Source organism: Flavobacterium micromati (assembly GCF_900129585.1).
Lineage (GTDB): Bacteria > Bacteroidota > Bacteroidia > Flavobacteriales > Flavobacteriaceae > Flavobacterium > Flavobacterium micromati.
Genome location: NZ_FQWF01000003.1, coordinates 53,733 through 71,858, shown reverse-complemented (window position 1 = coordinate 71,858; position 18,126 = coordinate 53,733). Strand labels below are relative to the sequence as shown.

Below are 18,126 nucleotides of genomic sequence, written 5' to 3'. Positions count from 1 at the left end.
ATATAAAAAGTAAAAGTAAATGTCTCGATTTTTTTGAATATAGCAGTGACAATAATTATTGCAGGAAATCTAGATTGTGTCAGGAAATTTTAACCAAAATTAAAACCAAATTAAAACTAATTTTATGGAAAACAGGGTTCAAGAACGTCTCGAAGAAATTAAAAAAGACGGATATGTTTTAGATTTCAGCATCGTATTTAACCATGCTTTCGAAAATTATAAAAAAATAGCTGTTTATGGTGCATTGATCATTTTTGTATTTTTCGTTCTGATTACAATAATCGCCTCCATAGGACTTATTGCATTTTTTGGTGCTACGGCATTGTTAGATTTCTTTAAGCCTGAAAATTTAAAGCCAGAAGTACTTGGTTTTGAAATGCTATTAATTTTATCAGGTGTTTCAATTTTAATAAGCAGTTTGTTAAGTCCATTTCCAGCTGCCTTAATAAAAATGGCTCAATGTGCAGAGAACGATGAAGAATTTCATGTTGCATCAATGTTTAAATTTTACAAAGCCCCGTATTTTGTTGAACTTTTTGTAGCTACATTTATCGTAGCTTTTGTCAGTTCAGTAATTTCGCTGCTACTTAATTATTTTGAAATACCTTTCGTAAACGTTATGTTTACCGTTTTTATTTCACTTTATACGCTGCTGATGATACCGCTGATTATTTTTGGAAAATTATCAGCCGTTGAATCTATAAAAGCAAGTGCATTAATTGTTTCTAAACAACCATTGATAATATTAGCGTTAGCAGTAGTTGGCTACATAGCCACGTTAGTTGGATTTATAGGCTGTTGTGTTGGAATATTCTTTACAATTCCTTTTATGTATTCGCTATATTACGCACTTTACAGCGAGATTGTTGGATTTCCTACAAAAAACGATAATAGTCCTTTACAAAATATCAATTGATAAATAGTACGATTTTAGTAGAATACCATGCTGTTTTTACTTAATTATTTAATTTAATTTCCTAAATTGAGCCTCAAAAAAGATTATCAACAATTTAGTTCCCAAATTTAAGTTTAAATAATATATGGTATTCTACTATCAACTTCTTTGCAGTAAAGCCAGAGGAATAATTGTTTTTCTAATACCAAACTCCATGGTAAATGACGTTTTATTTACTTTTTTAATTCCTGTTTTACTTTTTATTCTATTTTTTAAAATTGCCAAAATCAAAACTGGATTAAAGAGCAATTTGCTACAAAAAAACTCCAGTTCTATTTCTAGAAAGAAAGAATATCAAATTTACCTTCTTTTCTTAGGAATCATTTTACCCGTTGTAGAACTTATTCTAGAATATTTAGAAATAAGACCTAAAAGTTTACTTATTGTAAATTGTAGTATTGGATTTTCGCTGTTACTTTTATATTTTATAAGTACTAAATCAAAAATTGTCTTCAAGAATATTCAGTACATTTTTTTGTTCTGTTTTTTGCTTTATTTTGCTTCAATTTGCAGAAATTTGATTATTTCTCCTAACGACCTTCTACCTATTACTGCATTTGCGGTTTCATTCTATTTTTCTTATTCGCTTTTCAGATCAGCTTATTTATATTGGTCTTTTGTGGGATTTACCTTTACATACTTGTGGATTGCTTATCTATTTGATTTGATAATATTAAGAACAATTTTACTATTAGTCATTAACTGCCTAATTATTACGGTTATTAATTATATACAATATACCTTACAATTAAATAGTAAAAACGAAACTAGATTTAACAACAAAATTATAAACGAGGGAAGTTCTCTAATATTAGCAACCAATAAGAAAGGAGAAGTTGTGTTTTGTAGTGAAAACGTAAAAACGATATTGGGATATGAAGTAGAAGATGTCATGGGTCTAGGATATTGGAAGCTCGCAGAAAAAATAAATGCTTACAAAAATCACGAAGTAGAATTCTCCGATAGTAATATTTACACTCACAAAATTAAGTGTAGTAATGGCGAGTATAAATTCATTCAGTGGTATGACAAGCGCTTTACTGATGACTTAACAATAGGAAATGGACAGAACGTAACTGATGAATTTAAAATACAAAATCTGTATAAAGATTTAATAGAAAATGCCGTAGATCTTATTTTTGAAGTTAATCTAGATGGAAACTTTACGTTTGCAAATGATTTTACGCTAAAGTCACTTGGATATACAATTACTGAAGTCATTGGACATAACTACACCGAATTTATCCGACCAAGTTATACAAAACGTGCCATTGATTTTTATCGAAATCCAGTATTAAATGAAAATGATTTTCCAGCTATAGAATTTCCACTTATTAAAAAAAATGGAGATGATTTATGGGTTTCTCAGAAAGTAATTATTCGTCGCAACACCTTATCACGTATAATAGGATATTCAGGAATTGCAAGAGACATTACCAAATTAAAAGAAATTGAAAAGCAAAGTAATATACGTCAGCAAAAAATGGAGGAATACAATGAGGTCATTAAAAAAATCTCTTTAACTCCTTATAGCGATTATAAAAATCTCGACATAAGCATAATGAAAATCATAGAATCAGCTGCAAAAATAATAGTTTGCAGCAGAGTCAGTTACTGGAAATACAACGTAGATAAAATTACTTGCAAAATTCTATATAATTTAGATCTTAATTCTTATTCAAAAGGGATCGTTTTGAATAAAACCGATTATCCTATATATTTTAAATCCCTTCTTGATAATACGCAAATTTGTGCATCAGATGTTTTTACCAAATATGAATTTTCTGAATTTACGGAAAATTACTTTTTAAACTATAATATTAAATCTCAACTTGATATTCCGATTTTTAATGACGGAAAGCTGTTTGGCGTATTATCATTTGAAAATGCGGGAGCACAAAAAAATTGGGATAACGATGATGTATCTTTTGCCAGAACTATATCTGATCTGATATCGTTAACAGTAGTTTCACAAAGTCGGTACCAAGTTGAGAAGAATTTACAATACAAGAGCGAACTTCTATCGGCAATGGCTCTTTGCACAGAGAAATTTTTAAAAAGTACTGATATTAATGATATTTTCTCCGATATCTTGATCATTATGGGTAAGGCAACTAAATCTCATCGAGCATATTATTATGAGAATAATTTTGAAACTGGCACAATCAGTCAAAAGTACAGATGGATAATTCATAATGATTTATTAACTGAGACCAATGCAGCATTGCAAAATATACCTTATGCATTTTTTGAAGATATTTTAACCCCGCTTTTTGAAAACAAAATTTTTGAAGCAACAATTAGTGAAATTCGAAGTCCAACACTTGCAAAAAAGTTAACGAATGTTGGTGTAGCATCGCTGATCTTGTTTCCAATTTTTGTAAAAAACAAGTTCCAAGGATTTTTAGGATTTGATGACACTCAAGTTGAAAAGCAGTGGTCTGAAGACGAAGTAAATATTTTACGAACATTGGCTCGTAATATTGCGTCATCTCTAGAACGTATTTCAAACGAGAATGCCATCTACGAAAGTGAAGAAAAATTTAGATTATTAGCAAATAATATACCAGGCACCGTTTATTTATCCAATTATGATGAAACAAACACTAAAATATATATTAACGATAATATTGAAAAATTAACTGGTTTTCCTAAGTTAAGTTTCTTTAATAATGAAATATCATTTATTGATTTAATTCATCCCGAAGATAAAATAGCAACGATTGAAGCTCAACAAATCTGCATTGATAGCAAGAAACCCATTCACCTTACCTATCGTATTATTAATAAAAATAATGACATCATTTGGGTAGAGGAATTTGGTGATACTATCTACAAGGATGGAAAAATTGCTTTTTTAGAAGGTATTTTTATTGATATCACTGAGAGAAAAAAGGCAGAAACAGTCCTGCAAGAAAAAGAATTGGCAGAGGCAGCAAATAAATCTAAATCGGAGTTTTTGGCTAATATGAGCCATGAAATTAGAACTCCTTTAAACGGAATTATAGGATTTACTGATTTGCTAATGAACACCCATCTTGGATTAATTCAAAAAAAATATATGACCACTATCAATCAGTCAGCGCATTCGCTGCTGGATATTATTAATGATATTCTTGATTTCTCAAAAATTGAAGCTGGTAAACTAGATTTGTACGTTGAAAAAAACAACATACACGAACTTTTAAAACAAGTAATCGATTTAATTTTATTTGAATCGAATCAAAAAAAGTTAGATTTAGAACTGGTTATTGCTGAAAATATCCCAAGGTACTTTTGGTTGGACAGCGTTCGACTAAAGCAAATTTTGATCAACTTGCTGGCAAATGCAGTAAAGTTTACTAAAAAGGGCAGCATTACACTGAACATTTCTTTACTCGAATCAGTAAATGAGGCGACGAAAATAATCCGATTTGCAGTTATTGACACTGGTATCGGAATTTTGGACGAAAATAAAATGAAAATATTCAAGGCATTTTCTCAAGAAGACAGCTCAACAACTAGAAAGTTTGGAGGTACAGGCTTAGGACTTACTATTTCGAATCAACTTTTAGGATTAATGAAAAGTCATCTACAATTAGAAAGTAAAATAGGTTTAGGAAGTACGTTTTACTTTGACTTACAAGTAGAGACCAGTAATGAACAAACGGCTGAAATTGTCGAGCCTCAGCCAAAAAGTGATTTTATTTCAGCAGAAATTATTAAAGCTGTTAATTTGGACAAAAACATCAAAGTTCTAATTGTGGAGGACAATCGAGTCAATATGTTATTGCTTAAAACTATTATTAAAAATTTATCCTATAAAACAACAATTTTTGAAGCCGTAAATGGAGAACAAGCTTCATCCCAGTTTGAATCTATAATGCCGGATATAATTTTTATGGACATTCAAATGCCAATTATGAATGGTTACGAAGCCACAAATATAATTCGTAAATTCAAATCTGGTCAAGAAGTTCCTATTATAGCAATAACAGCAGGTACGGAAAAAGAGGAAAAAGATAAATGTATCAAAGCTGGAATGAATGATTATATTCCTAAACCTATTATAAAAGGAATTATTGAAGAAACTTTTTTAAAATGGATACACTGATCCTAAGAGTTTGAGCTCATGATTTTTTTAACATGTAAAAACAGAAAAGATGAAATGGAATGGCAGACGTAGCAGCGAAAATTTTGAAGACCGTCGTGGAATGTCAACCGGCGGCAAGACAATTGTAGGTGGCGGTATTATAGGTATTGTAATTTTATTATTAAATGTCTTTGGTGGCGAAAATGCTCAGATGCTCACGCCACTACTTGAGCAAATAAATCAAGGAAATTCTGCACCCACTGAGCAGAGAATATTAAGTACGGCCGAAATTGAAGAAGGCAAATTTATAGAAGCCATATTAGTAGATACGGAGGATGTTTGGGAGAAAATATTTCTGGAAAACAACATGCAATATAAAAGACCAAATTTAGTTTTATTCACAGATCCTCAAGAAACCGGCTGCGGTACTGCTACCTCAGCTGCTGGACCCTTCTACTGCCCAACTGACCAAAAAGTCTATATCGATTTGGCTTTTTTTGAAGAGCTTAAAACTAAGTATGGTGCGCAGGGTGGAGATTTTGCAACAGCTTACGTTATAGCACATGAAATTGGTCATCACGTACAAACCTTATTGGGAACTTCAACTAAAATGAGACAAATGCAGCAAGGTAAAAGTCAGGCTGAAGCCAATAAACTGTCAGTAGCTTTAGAATTACAAGCTGACTTTTACGCTGGTGTATGGACACATTATAACCAGAAAATGAATAATTTCCTCGAACAAGGAGATATCGATGAGGCATTAAGCGCAGCTCACGCTGTGGGAGATGATGCCATTCAAGCTAAGATTCAAGGGCGTATCGTTCCAGAATCTTTTACGCATGGAACTTCAGCGCAGCGCAAAGCTTGGTTTATGAAAGGATATAATACAGGAGACATCAATCAAGGCAATACTTTTGCTGAACTCAGATAAAATAAAATTAGCTGTAATTGCCATAAACCTAGTATCACAACCCTTTTTTAAGGGTAGAGCAGCGCTATTTAAGAATAGTAATTCATGAAAAGACTGAAAAAAACTTAATGATATTTGAGGTTTTTATAAAATTTAATAGTTAATTTATATCGAATTTTTAATAAAATTAAGCGGTGTATACTGCCATAAATAGCATTGAGTAAGTTATTGGAGTTTAATGAAATGAAGGTCGTTAACTATTTTCATAAAACTAAATATAACAACTACAAACACATCGCAAAAAATAACAGTATCTTCGCGCCAAATTAAAGAAGCACGCATAATTTTCTTGTTGGCTTTATAAAAATCATTTATGTCATTTAACTCATTAGGATTATCTGATGCTTTATTAAAAGCGATCAGCAAAAAAGGATACACAACACCTTCTCCAATACAACAAAAAGCAATTAAACCTATATTAGAAGGGAAAGATGTTTTGGCATCTGCACAAACAGGAACCGGAAAAACAGCTGCTTTTACCTTACCCATTTTACAAATAATTTCGCAAGGTCAGCAATTAAGACAAAGGCCTATTCGTGCATTAATACTAACACCAACAAGAGAATTAGCCGCTCAAATTTTTGAAAACATTAAAGAGTACAGTACATTTTTAGATATTCGCAGTACTGTTATTTTTGGTGGCGTGAATCAAAATCCACAAGCAGCTCAACTTAGAAACGGTGTTGATATTTTAGTGGCAACTCCTGGCCGACTTATCGATTTGCAAAATCAAGGTCTAGTTTCACTTGCAAAAGTGGAGATCTTAGTTTTGGATGAGGCTGATCGTATGCTAGACATGGGATTTTTAAGAGACATAGAACGCATCTTAAAAGTATTACCTGCTAAAAGACAAAACTTACTATTTTCAGCAACATTTTCGCAAGACATCAAGAAATTAGCGATGGGAATTTTGCACAATCCCGTTCAGGTAGAAGCAACACCCGAAAATACTACCGTGGAAGCAATAGCTCAAAAAATATATCCTGTTGCCAAAGAGAAAAAAACAGAATTAGTTATAAAACTTATTACAGAAGGCAACTGGAAGCAAATATTAGTTTTTACACGAACTAAACAAGGTGCAAACAAACTATGCGAAAGCATGATTAACTCGGGAATCATTGCCGCAGCCATTCATGGTAATAAAGGTCAAGGTGCACGCACAAAAGCACTTGCTGGTTTTAAAGACGGAAGTGTAACCGCGCTTGTTGCTACAGATATCGCAGCACGTGGCCTGGACATTCCGTTATTACCGCACGTTATCAACTTTGAATTGCCTAATATTCCCGAAGATTACGTGCACCGAATAGGTAGAACCGGAAGAGCTGGAGCGAGCGGAGAAGCTATTTCTTTATTCAGTCCAGACGAAACTGTATTTCTAAGAGATATTGAAAAATTAATAGGATTGAAATTGCCAAAAGAGCAAATTGCAGGATTTGAACCAGATCCAAATGCTTCAACACAACCTATAAAACAAGGTCAGGGCAGACCACAACGCAATTCGACTCCAAGAGAATCAAAACCGGATACTACAAAGAAAAGTAATAATAGTTTTGGTCCAAGACGACCAAGTGCCGGTAACGAAAGACGTTTTAGTAAATAATCATTAAAAGATTAAAAAGCTGTTTTGTATTGTTTTTTAGGAGCAGACTAATTTAGTTTCTAAAGAACTTATTTCCCGCTTTACGTTGCAATCTCCCGATAAAAATCGGGAGGATTTCCACTTCAATCGGGGCTGTAAAACGCTTTTTTTTTCATGATCCTTGTTACGCTTGCTCCCGAATTCTCTAACTTTAACGAGCTGTAAATCAAAATTATAAAAACAACAAGCCCAAGGTTTCAACCGTGGGCTTTCTGTTTTTGCTTCGCAAAGTCTATGATTTTGCGAAGCATTAAATCTAAAATCACCCTAACCAACCATCGCGATCCAAACTTCGATATTGAATTGCTTCAGCAATATGACTTGAAATCACTGTTGGCACTCCCTCAAGATCAGCAATTGTTCTAGCAACTTTTAAAATTCGATCATAAGCTCGTGCTGAAAGATTCAATCTTTCCATTGCCGTTTTTAGTAATTGTTTAGATACATCGTCTAATGCACAATATTCCCGAATGTGCTTCGTGTTCATCTGCGCATTATAATGAATGTTTTCCATTTGTTCAAAGCGCAGCGTTTGTAACTCGCGAGCCGCCGTAACTCGCTCGCGAATAGCGACACTGCTTTCTGCTTTTTGATCATCGGATAATTTATCAAAAGGAACAGGCGTTACTTCAATGTGAATATCAATTCTATCTAATAAAGGTCCTGAGATTTTACTCAAGTACCGTTGCATCTCATGAGGCGACGATGTCTGCGGTGAATCTGGATCGTTAAAAAAACCACTCGGACTTGGATTCATGCTCGCAACTAACATAAATGACGATGGATAAGTGACAGTGAACTTAGCTCTCGAAATGGTTACCTCCCTATCTTCTAATGGTTGTCTCATAACTTCTAAAACGTCCCGTTTAAATTCTGGTAACTCATCTAAAAATAAAACTCCATTGTGCGCCATAGAAATCTCACCTGGCTGCGGATAGCTTCCGCCTCCAACTAAAGCAACATTTGAAATCGTATGATGTGGACTTCGAAACGGTCTTTGATTCATCAATCCTACTTCTTTTAGTTTTCCCGCGACACTATGAATTTTAGTTGTTTCTAGGGCTTCGCGCAAAGTCATGGGAGGCAGAATACTGGGCAAGCGTTTTGCCAACATAGTTTTTCCAGCGCCAGGTGGCCCAATTAAAATAATGTTATGACCACCAGCTGCGGCAATCTCCATGCACCGCTTAATACTCTCCTGCCCTTTCACATCGGAGAAATCAAATTCTGGAAAATCTAGTGTTTTGTAAAATTCGGCTCGCGTATCAATAGTTGTGGGTTCTAGCGTGCCTTTACCTTCCAGAAAATCAATTACTTCTTGAACATTCTCAATTCCATAAACATCAAGTCCTGCAACAATAGCAGCTTCCTTCACATTCTGTTTTGGTAAAAAAAAGCCTTTAAAACCTTCTTCCTTAGCTTTTATTGCAATGGGTAACGCTCCTCGTATGGGTTGTAAACTACCATCAAGTGAAAGTTCACCCATGATAACATATTTATCAACATCATCAGCTCTTATTTGTCCTGAAGCAACTAGAATACCTATCGTTAAGGTAAGATCATAAGCTGATCCTTCTTTTCTTAAATCGGCGGGAGCCATATTGATAGTGATTTTTTTTCCTGGCATCATGTAGCCATTATTTTTTAATGCTGCTGCAATACGATAACTACTTTCTTTGATAGCATTGTCTGGCAAGCCAACTAAATGATAACCAATACCTTTGTCTATATTCACTTCCACCGTAATGGTGGTGGCTTCTACTCCAAAAACCGCACTTCCAAAAACTTTTATTAGCATAATAGAATATTTGATTCTAAAATTAGATAAAGATTTTTAATTATTAATACTAATCGTTCAATATTTAAAAAAATGAATAAAAACACTATTTTTATAACATTTATGAAAGGAATAATAAAAAAAATATCACTTTTAATAATTTGTCGCAAAAAACAAATGTTAAAGTCTAAATAAATAATTGTCTACTATTGGCAATTTTTTACTTTTAGAAAATAATTTTAAACTTCATTATGAAAAAATTTTTAATTCTGCTCCTTTTTAGCTGTTTTCTACCAAAAACCTACGCACAGCAATACTTCCCAAACAATGAAGGTGTCCCAAACAAAACAACAAATTTTACTGCTTTTACAAATGCTAAGATTTATGTGACGCCAACACAAATTATAGACAATGGAACTTTACTTATTCAAAATGGAAAAGTAATTGCTACAGGAAAAACTGTAGCTATCCCTAAAAATTCCGTTATCATAAATTTAGAGGGTAAATCAATCTATCCATCATTTATTGATATGTACACTAATTTTGGAATTGAAAAACCAAAAAAAAACATGGAAAGAAATCCAATGTATGATACTAAGAAAGTTGGTTACTACTGGAATGAAAACATTCGATCAGAGGTGAACGCTTATGATAACTTTGTATATGATCAAACCAAAGCTGAAGAATTACTCAAAGCAGGTTTTGGCGTAGTGGGAACGCACAATCCCGACGGAATTGCAAGAGGAACTGGAACCTTAATTGCACTAAATAATTTTGATAAAAGCAACCAATTAATTTCAGATAAGGTTACAAATCACTTTGCTTTTGCTAAAAGTGTAATAACAAATCAAGCCTATCCGAGTTCGTTGATGGGAATGATGGCGTTACTGCGTCAGGTTTATCATGATTTAGATTGGTACAAAAAAGGAAATTCAGAAACAAAAGATTTATCGCTTGAAGCACTTTCTGCTAATGAAAAATTAGTTCAGATTTTTACAACCGAAGATAAATTGAATAGTTTAAGAGCCGCTAAAATCGCAAAAGAATTTGGCTTAACTTATGTTTTAAAAGGAAGCGGAAATGAATTTGAAAGATTAGAAGAAATTAAAAAAACCAATTCAAAATTTATTATACCAATAAATTTCCCAGCTGCTTACGATGTTTCAGATCCCAATCAAGCGGATCAAATGGAACTGAAAGACTTGCGTTTTTGGAACCAAGCGCCTACAAACTTAAAAGTTTTATCAGATAACGGAATTATTTTTGCGCTGACGACTGACAAGTTGAAAAAAATGGAAGATTTTAGACCTAATCTTTTGAAAGCGATCAAATATGGTTTTGATAAAACAAAAGCATTGGAATCACTAACTACTATTCCCGCTGCCATACTTGGAAAAAGCAATGAAATTGGAAGTTTAAAAACAGGAAGTCTTGCTAATTTTGTTATTACCTCAGGTGAAATTTTTGATGAGAAAACCACGCTTTATGAAAATTGGGTACAAGGAAATAAATTTGTCGTTAATGATATTACCGCAAAAGATATTCGTGGTAATTATGACTTAACTATCAATAATGATAAGTTCAAATGGAAAATTGAAGGGGAAATTACCGCACTAAAATCGGAAATAACTTCTACTGATTCTAAAAAAATAAAATCTAAACTAACTGTTTCTGATAATTGGATTTCGACAGTTATAAAACCAAATGATTCCACCAAAACTAGTTTTACAAGACTTATAGGTTACATAGAAAATACTGAAAACTTATCCGGTAAGGCGGTTTTATTCAATGGATCTGAGGTAAAATGGTCTGCTTTGAAAACAGCTCCTTTTGCCAAAGCAATAGATTCGTCGAAAGCGGATAAAAACAATGTTATCATGGCAACTACTTTTCCAAATGTTGCATACGGAAACAATAAAAAATTGGAACCTGAAACATTACTTTTCAAAAATGCTACGGTTTGGACAAATGAAAAAGACGGGATTTTAGACGAGACAGATGTTTTAGTAAAAAACGGAAAAATTGCCGCAATAGGAAAAAATCTTTCTGACGCTTCAGCTACAGTCGTTGATGCAAAAGGAAAGCACTTAACTAGCGGAATAATTGATGAGCATTCGCACATCGCAATTTCTAATGGTGTAAATGAAGGTGGGCACAATTCTAGTGCCGAAGTAACCATTCAAGATGTCGTAAATTCAGAAGATATTAATATCTACAGAGAACTTGCTGGAGGAGTTACAACTTCTCAATTATTACATGGATCCGCAAATCCTATTGGTGGTCGTTCAGCAATTGTAAAATGGAAATGGGGCGCTTCTGCCGACGAAATGCTGTACAAAGATCAACCCGGATTTATCAAGTTTGCATTGGGAGAAAATGTAAAACAAGCCAACTGGGGAATTACAAATCCAACTCGTTTTCCACAAACTAGAATGGGTGTTGAACAAGTTTTTACAGATTATTTCCAACGTGCAAAAGATTATGATTCAGCTTGGAAAAAATACAATACTTCTGGTAAAAAAGGAAAAGAAAAAGCACCAAGAGTAGATTTAGAATTACAAACAATAGCAGAAATTTTAAATAGTGAGCGATTTATTTCTTGTCATTCGTATGTGCAGTCTGAGATTTTAATGCTTATGAATGTAGCCGATAAATTTAATTTCAAGGTAAATACTTTCACGCACATTTTAGAAGGATATAAAGTTGCTGATAAAATGAAAGAACACGGCGTGGGAGCTTCGACTTTCTCTGACTGGTGGGCTTACAAATTTGAGGTAAATGACGCGATTCCATATAATGGAGCAATTATGCACAAAGCTGGAGTTCTAGTGGCATACAACTCTGATGATGCCGAAATGTCAAGAAGACTAAACCAAGAAGCGGCCAAAGCAGTAAAATACGGAGATGTTTCTGAAGAAGACGCTTGGAAATTTGTAACTCTCAACCCGGCCAAACTATTGCGCATCGATAACAAAGTGGGTAGCATTAAAATAGGAAAAGATGCTGATGTAGTTCTTTGGAGCACAAATCCATTATCTATCTATGCAAAAGCTGAAAAAACGTTAATTGAAGGTGTAGTATATTATGATAGCAAAAGAGATGAAGAAAATAGAGTCGCTATTGCAAAAGAAAGAAATGAACTCATAGGTCAATTATTGCAAGAAAAAAACAAAGGGATGACCACTCAAGAACCTAAGAAAAAAGAAAAAGTAGAGTATCATTGTGACTCAATGGAAGAGTAAAAAATCAGAGTTTTAATTATAAATCAACGCTTTTAAAAGTAACGACATCATTATAAAAATAGTTATGAAACATAAAAATATATATCTTTTATTGTTGGTATTTACAATATCAATAATTTCACAAGCGCAACAAACACCTGCTGCAGTGCAATCAAAGTCAGTGTTGATTCTTAACGCAACTGCTCACCTTGGCAATGGAGAGATTATCGAGAACAGTGCAATAGGCTTTGTTAATGGAAAAATCAATTTAGTGGCTAACGCCCAACTTATTCGCTTAGCTAAGGACGCCTATGATATTACAATTGATGGAAGCGGCAAACACGTGTATCCTGGCTTTATAGCGCCAAATTCTACGCTGGGTTTGGTTGAAATTGATGCTGTAAAATCGTCTGACGATGAAGGAGAAATTGGTATAATGAAACCACATATTCGAAGTATAATCGCATACACAGCCGACTCAAAAGTGATTGAAACAGTGAGACCAAACGGAATTTTAATGGCGCAAATAACACCGCGTGAAGGACGAATCGCTGGTTCTTCATCTATTGTTCAATTAGATGCTTGGCATTGGCAAGATGCATTAATAAAAGAAAATGACGGAATTCATATTAACTTTCCTTCTACATTTAAGAGAACTGGCTCTTGGTTTGAACCGGGAAATATTGAAGCTAATAAGGATTATTCAAAACAAATTTCCGAATTGACTGCTTTTTTCTCTGATGCTAAAGCGTATTTAGCTGATCAATCTAAAGAAAGAAATTTGGTTTTAGAATCAACTAAAGGTTTATTCGACGGAAGTCAAACTTTGTTTGTTAATGCTAATGAAGAAAAACAAATTACCGATGCCGTTCAATTTGCAAAGCAGAATGGAATTAAAAAAATGGTAATCGTAGGAGGTTATGAAGCTTATAAAACAGCGGAATTGTTACAAAAAAATAATGTAGGTGTCCTTCTTCGACGCGTACACGAAATGCCAGAAAATGAAGATGACGATATCGATTTACCTTACAAGTCAGCTAAATTGCTAACTGATAAAGGGGTTCTTGTAGGGTTAGAAAATAGTGGTTCACACGAGCGAATGAACACTAGAAACTTACCATTCCTTGCTGGAACTTGCGCTGCTTATGGCATGGAAAAAGAGCAAGCTTTAAAATTAATTACATCTAATACTGCAAAAATATTAGGAATTGAGGCGCAATGTGGTACCTTAGAGGAAGGAAAAGATGCTACGTTATTCATATCCGAAGGCGACGCTCTTGATATGAGAACTAACAAGTTAACAAATGCTTTTATTCAGGGCAGAATGATTAGCTTAGAAACGCATCAAACAAAATTGAACGAAAGGTATAAAACAAAATACAATCAAAAATAAAATATTATGGGACTATTTAACGCAATACTTGGAAACGCTTCTGAAGTTAACATTCAAAATATAGCTACAGAATTTGAGCCGCTTTTAATAGATGGAGAAAGTATAGAGAAAGCATATAAGCTGATTCGGGATATGTTTATTTTTACCAATAAAAGACTAATTCTAGCTGAAAAACAATTGGTGGGGACAAAAGTAGAATATATGTCCATTCCCTACTCCAGTATTAAAAAATTCTCAAAGGAAAGCGCGGGAATTCTAGACATGGATGCCGAATTAAAAATTTGGCTAAACCATGATACTAATCCAATCGTAAAACAATTTGGAAAAGGAGGCAATAACATCAATGAAGTTTATAAAATTTTAAGCCAACATACGTTAAAATAGTAAAACAAGTTATCACACTTTTGCAAAAAGCATCCATTCTTAAACGAACAATGGGTGCTTTTTTTTTAAATTTTTCGACCATTAAAAATACACGCCCTTAACTTCTTGTTAACATATTCAAAAATTTTATAATAAATTATGCTTAACCGGTAAAATAATAGGGGTATGATTGTAAAAACAATAAAAATTGTAATTTAGGGTAAATTTTTTAAGGGTTTAACTATCAATTTTATATTTTTATTGAAAATTTAAATCAGAAACAAATGCGAAAAATTATTTTGAGTGTAATTTTAATATCAATCTTAGGGATTACCTTGTTTTCAACTTATTTATTGACCAGTCATCCTGTTCCAGAACAACCAGTAAAATTTGATACTGGGGATACAGCTTGGATGATTGTTGCCACAGCACTTGTCCTAATTATGACGCCGGGATTAGGCTTTTTCTACGGTGGAATGGTGGGCAAGAAAAATGTCATTAGCACTATGCTTCAAAGTTTTATGGCAATGATTATTGTTACTGTGTTATGGGTTGTAATAGCCTTTGGATTAACATTCGGACCTACAATAGGAGGAATAATAGGGAATCCTATACCAAATTTATTTTTCCAAGGTGTTGGCATCAAAACCGCTTGGAGTCTCGCTCCAACAATACCATTCATGCTTTTTGCGCTCTTTCAAGCAAAATTTGCCATTATTACGCCAGCTTTAATCACAGGCGCATTTGCTGAAAGAATCCGTTTTTGGGCTTACTTATTATTTATGGTTTTATTTATCTTATTTATTTATACTCCCTTAGCACACATGACCTGGCATCCCGATGGTGTATTCTTTAAAATGGGAGTACTAGATTTTGCTGGTGGAACTGTAGTGCACATGAGCGCAGGATGGGCAGCATTAGCAGGAGCTATATTTTTAGGAAAAAGAAAAGCCCAAAAACCAAATCCCGCTCGTATAACTTATGTATTGTTAGGAACTGGATTGTTGTGGTTTGGTTGGTTTGGATTCAATGCCGGATCTGCTTTAGGATCCAATGGAATTGCTGTTCAAGCGCTTGGAACAACAACTGTCGCTGCTGCGGTAGCTGGTATGGCTTGGGTATTTCTTGATAAAATACTGGGAGACAAATTATCGGCAATGGGTGCCTGTATTGGTGTTGTTGTGGGACTAGTTGCAATTACACCTGCTGCAGGATTTGTAAGTATTCCTCATTCTATCTTTATTGGAGTTTTTGCGAGTCTAGTTAGTAATTTAGTTGTTAGAGCTTTCCATAAAGGAAAAATTGATGATGCACTAGATGTATTTGCGTGTCATGGTGTAGGTGGAATGGTAGGAATGCTACTTACTGGTGTATTTGCGTCAAATACCGTTAATTCAGCTGTTGGCGATAACCAAGGTCTGATCTTTGGGGAAACTACTTTGTTTATAAACCAGCTAACTGCGCTTGTTGGAGTTTCAATTTTTGCGTTTTGTGCTTCTTATGTTTTGTTTTTTATTGTAAATAAAATCACTCCACTTCGTGTAAGCGAAGAAAAAGAAGAACTAGGATTAGACATTTCGCAACACGGCGAATATTTATAAATCAAACCAAAAAGTCTTTGAAAATAACGTCATGCTTTTATCAAATCGAGAGCAGTCGAGATTATGATCGACTTATGGAGAAGGTTTCGTGTTTCATTACGATCATGATGACATAAACAACCTGACAAACTTCAATTCTTTGTAACAGTAAGTTCAAAACATAAATGGTATTAATGCAACAAAAAAGGATTCTGAATTTAAGTTCAGAATCCTTTTTTGTTTTAATCACCTTTTAGATTTACTTCAAAACAGTAAACTCGATTTTTGAATCATTGTAAATTCGATGTGTTTGCTTTTTGAAATCTTCCGGTTTTGCATAAAATATATTATCTACAAATGTTTGCGGATTCAAATCTATCAATGGAAAACAAGTGCTTTGAACTTGAATTTGGATTTTATGTCCTTTCTTAAAAGTATGGAAAACATCTTGAAGCTTTACATTGACTTCGGTTTTTTCATTCGCTACAAAAGGCTCTGGTTTAGAAAAACTATTTCTAAAACGGCCTCTCATTACTTCACTTCTTACCATCATGTGATAATTACTCATTTTTAAATAAGGCACTACTTCTTTAGTTTCTGGTTCATCTTTTGGGAAAACATCGATCACTTTTACAATCCAATCGGCATCTGTTCCTGTTGTAGATACTTGAAGTTTAGCAAGAATCTCTCCAGCAAGCGTAGTGTCGTTATCTAAAATTTCAGTTTCAAATACAATTACATCTGGGCGTCTTGCGGCAAAACGCTGATCATCGGTCATGTATTTTCTTGGCGTACTTCCCTGTTGTTTTATGTCCTCTGAATACGGAACTGGTTTTTTAGGATCACTAACAAATTCTTCAAAAGCGATATTTTTTTTAGCCATCTTAGTCAATTGATTTTCTTGTAAAAAGAAATCTTGTTTTACGGTATTTTTTGGAGGCCATGCGTCATAGGTTTTCCACTCTTTAGAACCCGAATCAAAAACATAAGCTTCAGGAAGTTTATTTTCGCCTTTGCCATTATTTTTCAAAAAATGACGGAAGAAATTGGCTTCGATATTTTTTTGATAGAAACTAGAAATACTGTCCCCAAAATTAATATTACCAATAACTTGCTTCGCTGAATTTCGAGCCCAATCTCCATGACTCCAAGGCCCCATAACAATCGTATTATAATTTTTACTCGTTTTTTCGATTGTCGAATAAGTATTTAGAGGTCCATACAAATCTTCGGCATCAAACCAACCGCCGACAGTCATTACCGCCGGTTTTATATCCTTTAAATGTTGAAGAAGGTCACGCTTTTGCCAAAAATCATCATAACTAGAATGCTCTTTTAGCTGTTGCCAAAACTCATTGTCTTTCCCATAGTATTTATCCAAGTTAGATAAAGGACCTGCATCCAGAAAAAATTGATAATCGTCATTTGTACCTACATCTGAAAATTTGAACCAAGATTCCGTTGTACGTTTTGTTTTTTGCGGTCCAAATAGTGGCGTAACTTTCCAATAACTCAATAAATAGGCACCATTATGATGAAAATCATCAAAAAAGAAATCAGCAATACAAGCTTGAGGCGAAACTGCCTTCAAGGCGGGATGGTTGCTTAATAATGAATAAGTCGCGTAAAATCCAGGATAAGAAATACCCCAAGTTCCAACATTTCCATTATTGTTAGCGACATTTTTAACTAGCCAATCTATCGTGTCATAAGTATCAGAAGCTTCATCAACAGCAGTTTTCCCCTTTTTATTGGGAATAAAAGCGCGCATATTATCATACAAGCCATCACTCATATACCTGCCACGTACATCTTGATAAACCACGATATACCCTTCTTTCATCATGGTTTCACTTGGCGAAATACTACGTTTCAATTTATCTTCTCCGTAAGGACCTGAATTATAAGGTGTTCTTTGTATAATGATTGGATATTTTTTTGAAACGTCCTTGGGACTATATATTGCAGTGAATAACTCTGCGCCATCACGCATCTTGATATGGACTTCTTTTTTAGTATAATTATCTGCCACATAATTTGTTACTTTATCTTGTGCAAAAAGAACAGCTGCCACAAATAAAAGATAGATACTTAGTAGTTTTTTCATAAATTTTTTGAGTTAAAAATAATTTGAAAGGTAAAAAATCTACTTTAAT

Annotated in this window: 10 protein-coding genes; 8 read left to right on the top strand and 2 right to left on the bottom strand. The window is 33.8% G+C overall.

Going from position 1 to position 18,126, the window contains the following annotated elements:
* Positions 1-124: 124 nt before the first annotated feature.
* From BUB42_RS04080 to BUB42_RS04065, 4 genes are all read left to right on the top strand, one after another.
* The gene (locus tag BUB42_RS04080; protein WP_073017487.1) at positions 125-916 is read left to right on the top strand and encodes a hypothetical protein; all 792 of its coding nucleotides are present in this window, start codon (positions 125-127) and stop codon (positions 914-916) included.
* A 124-nt stretch (positions 917-1,040) separates the two neighbouring features.
* A complete protein-coding gene (locus BUB42_RS04075; protein WP_073017485.1) occupies positions 1,041-5,048 on the top strand; it encodes a PAS domain S-box protein in 4,008 nt (1,335 codons plus the stop codon).
* Between the two features lie 49 nt (positions 5,049-5,097).
* Positions 5,098-5,958, top strand: a complete 861-nt coding sequence (gene ypfJ, locus BUB42_RS04070; protein ID WP_073017483.1) for a KPN_02809 family neutral zinc metallopeptidase — start codon at positions 5,098-5,100, stop codon at positions 5,956-5,958.
* A gap of 352 nt (positions 5,959-6,310) precedes the next feature.
* Positions 6,311-7,597: a DEAD/DEAH box helicase gene (locus tag BUB42_RS04065; RefSeq protein ID WP_073017481.1), complete on the top strand. Its 1,287-nt coding sequence runs from the start codon at positions 6,311-6,313 to the stop codon at positions 7,595-7,597.
* Positions 7,598-7,898: 301 nt separating this feature from the next.
* On the opposite strand, the gene BUB42_RS04060 is transcribed toward BUB42_RS04065, so the two are convergent.
* Positions 7,899-9,434, bottom strand: coding sequence for a YifB family Mg chelatase-like AAA ATPase (locus BUB42_RS04060; protein WP_073017479.1), 1,536 nt, complete (start codon positions 9,432-9,434; stop codon positions 7,899-7,901).
* Positions 9,435-9,664: 230 nt separating this feature from the next.
* Here BUB42_RS04060 and BUB42_RS04055 point away from each other — a divergent pair, with 230 nt between their 5' ends.
* From BUB42_RS04055 to BUB42_RS04040, 4 genes are all read left to right on the top strand, one after another.
* Entirely contained in the window at positions 9,665-12,655 is a 2,991-nt protein-coding gene (locus BUB42_RS04055; RefSeq protein ID WP_073017477.1) for an amidohydrolase family protein, read from the top strand.
* Between the two features lie 64 nt (positions 12,656-12,719).
* The gene (locus BUB42_RS04050; protein WP_073017475.1) at positions 12,720-14,027 is read left to right on the top strand and encodes an amidohydrolase family protein; all 1,308 of its coding nucleotides are present in this window, start codon (positions 12,720-12,722) and stop codon (positions 14,025-14,027) included.
* A gap of 6 nt (positions 14,028-14,033) precedes the next feature.
* On the top strand, positions 14,034-14,411 hold the full coding sequence (locus BUB42_RS04045) for a PH domain-containing protein (RefSeq protein WP_073017473.1): 378 nt from the start codon (positions 14,034-14,036) through the stop codon (positions 14,409-14,411).
* Positions 14,412-14,674: 263 nt separating this feature from the next.
* Positions 14,675-15,991, top strand: coding sequence for an ammonium transporter (locus tag BUB42_RS04040; RefSeq protein WP_073017471.1), 1,317 nt, complete (start codon positions 14,675-14,677; stop codon positions 15,989-15,991).
* A 238-nt stretch (positions 15,992-16,229) separates the two neighbouring features.
* Here BUB42_RS04040 and BUB42_RS04035 read toward each other — a convergent pair whose 3' ends face one another.
* The gene (locus tag BUB42_RS04035; RefSeq protein ID WP_073017469.1) at positions 16,230-18,077 is read right to left on the bottom strand and encodes a CocE/NonD family hydrolase; all 1,848 of its coding nucleotides are present in this window, start codon (positions 18,075-18,077) and stop codon (positions 16,230-16,232) included.
* Positions 18,078-18,126: the final 49 nt, after the last annotated feature.

Bases quoted from the DNA above. Each gene is read 5' to 3' on its own strand.
- BUB42_RS04080 (WP_073017487.1), top strand. From the start codon at position 125: ATGGAAAACAGGGTTCAAGAACGTCTCGAAGAAATTAAAAAAGACGGA.
- BUB42_RS04075 (WP_073017485.1), top strand. From the start codon at position 1,041: ATGGTATTCTACTATCAACTTCTTTGCAGTAAAGCCAGAGGAATAATT.
- ypfJ (WP_073017483.1), top strand. From the start codon at position 5,098: ATGAAATGGAATGGCAGACGTAGCAGCGAAAATTTTGAAGACCGTCGT.
- BUB42_RS04065 (WP_073017481.1), top strand. From the start codon at position 6,311: ATGTCATTTAACTCATTAGGATTATCTGATGCTTTATTAAAAGCGATC.
- BUB42_RS04060 (WP_073017479.1), bottom strand. From the start codon at position 9,434: ATGCTAATAAAAGTTTTTGGAAGTGCGGTTTTTGGAGTAGAAGCCACC.
- BUB42_RS04055 (WP_073017477.1), top strand. From the start codon at position 9,665: ATGAAAAAATTTTTAATTCTGCTCCTTTTTAGCTGTTTTCTACCAAAA.
- BUB42_RS04050 (WP_073017475.1), top strand. From the start codon at position 12,720: ATGAAACATAAAAATATATATCTTTTATTGTTGGTATTTACAATATCA.
- BUB42_RS04045 (WP_073017473.1), top strand. From the start codon at position 14,034: ATGGGACTATTTAACGCAATACTTGGAAACGCTTCTGAAGTTAACATT.
- BUB42_RS04040 (WP_073017471.1), top strand. From the start codon at position 14,675: ATGCGAAAAATTATTTTGAGTGTAATTTTAATATCAATCTTAGGGATT.
- BUB42_RS04035 (WP_073017469.1), bottom strand. From the start codon at position 18,077: ATGAAAAAACTACTAAGTATCTATCTTTTATTTGTGGCAGCTGTTCTT.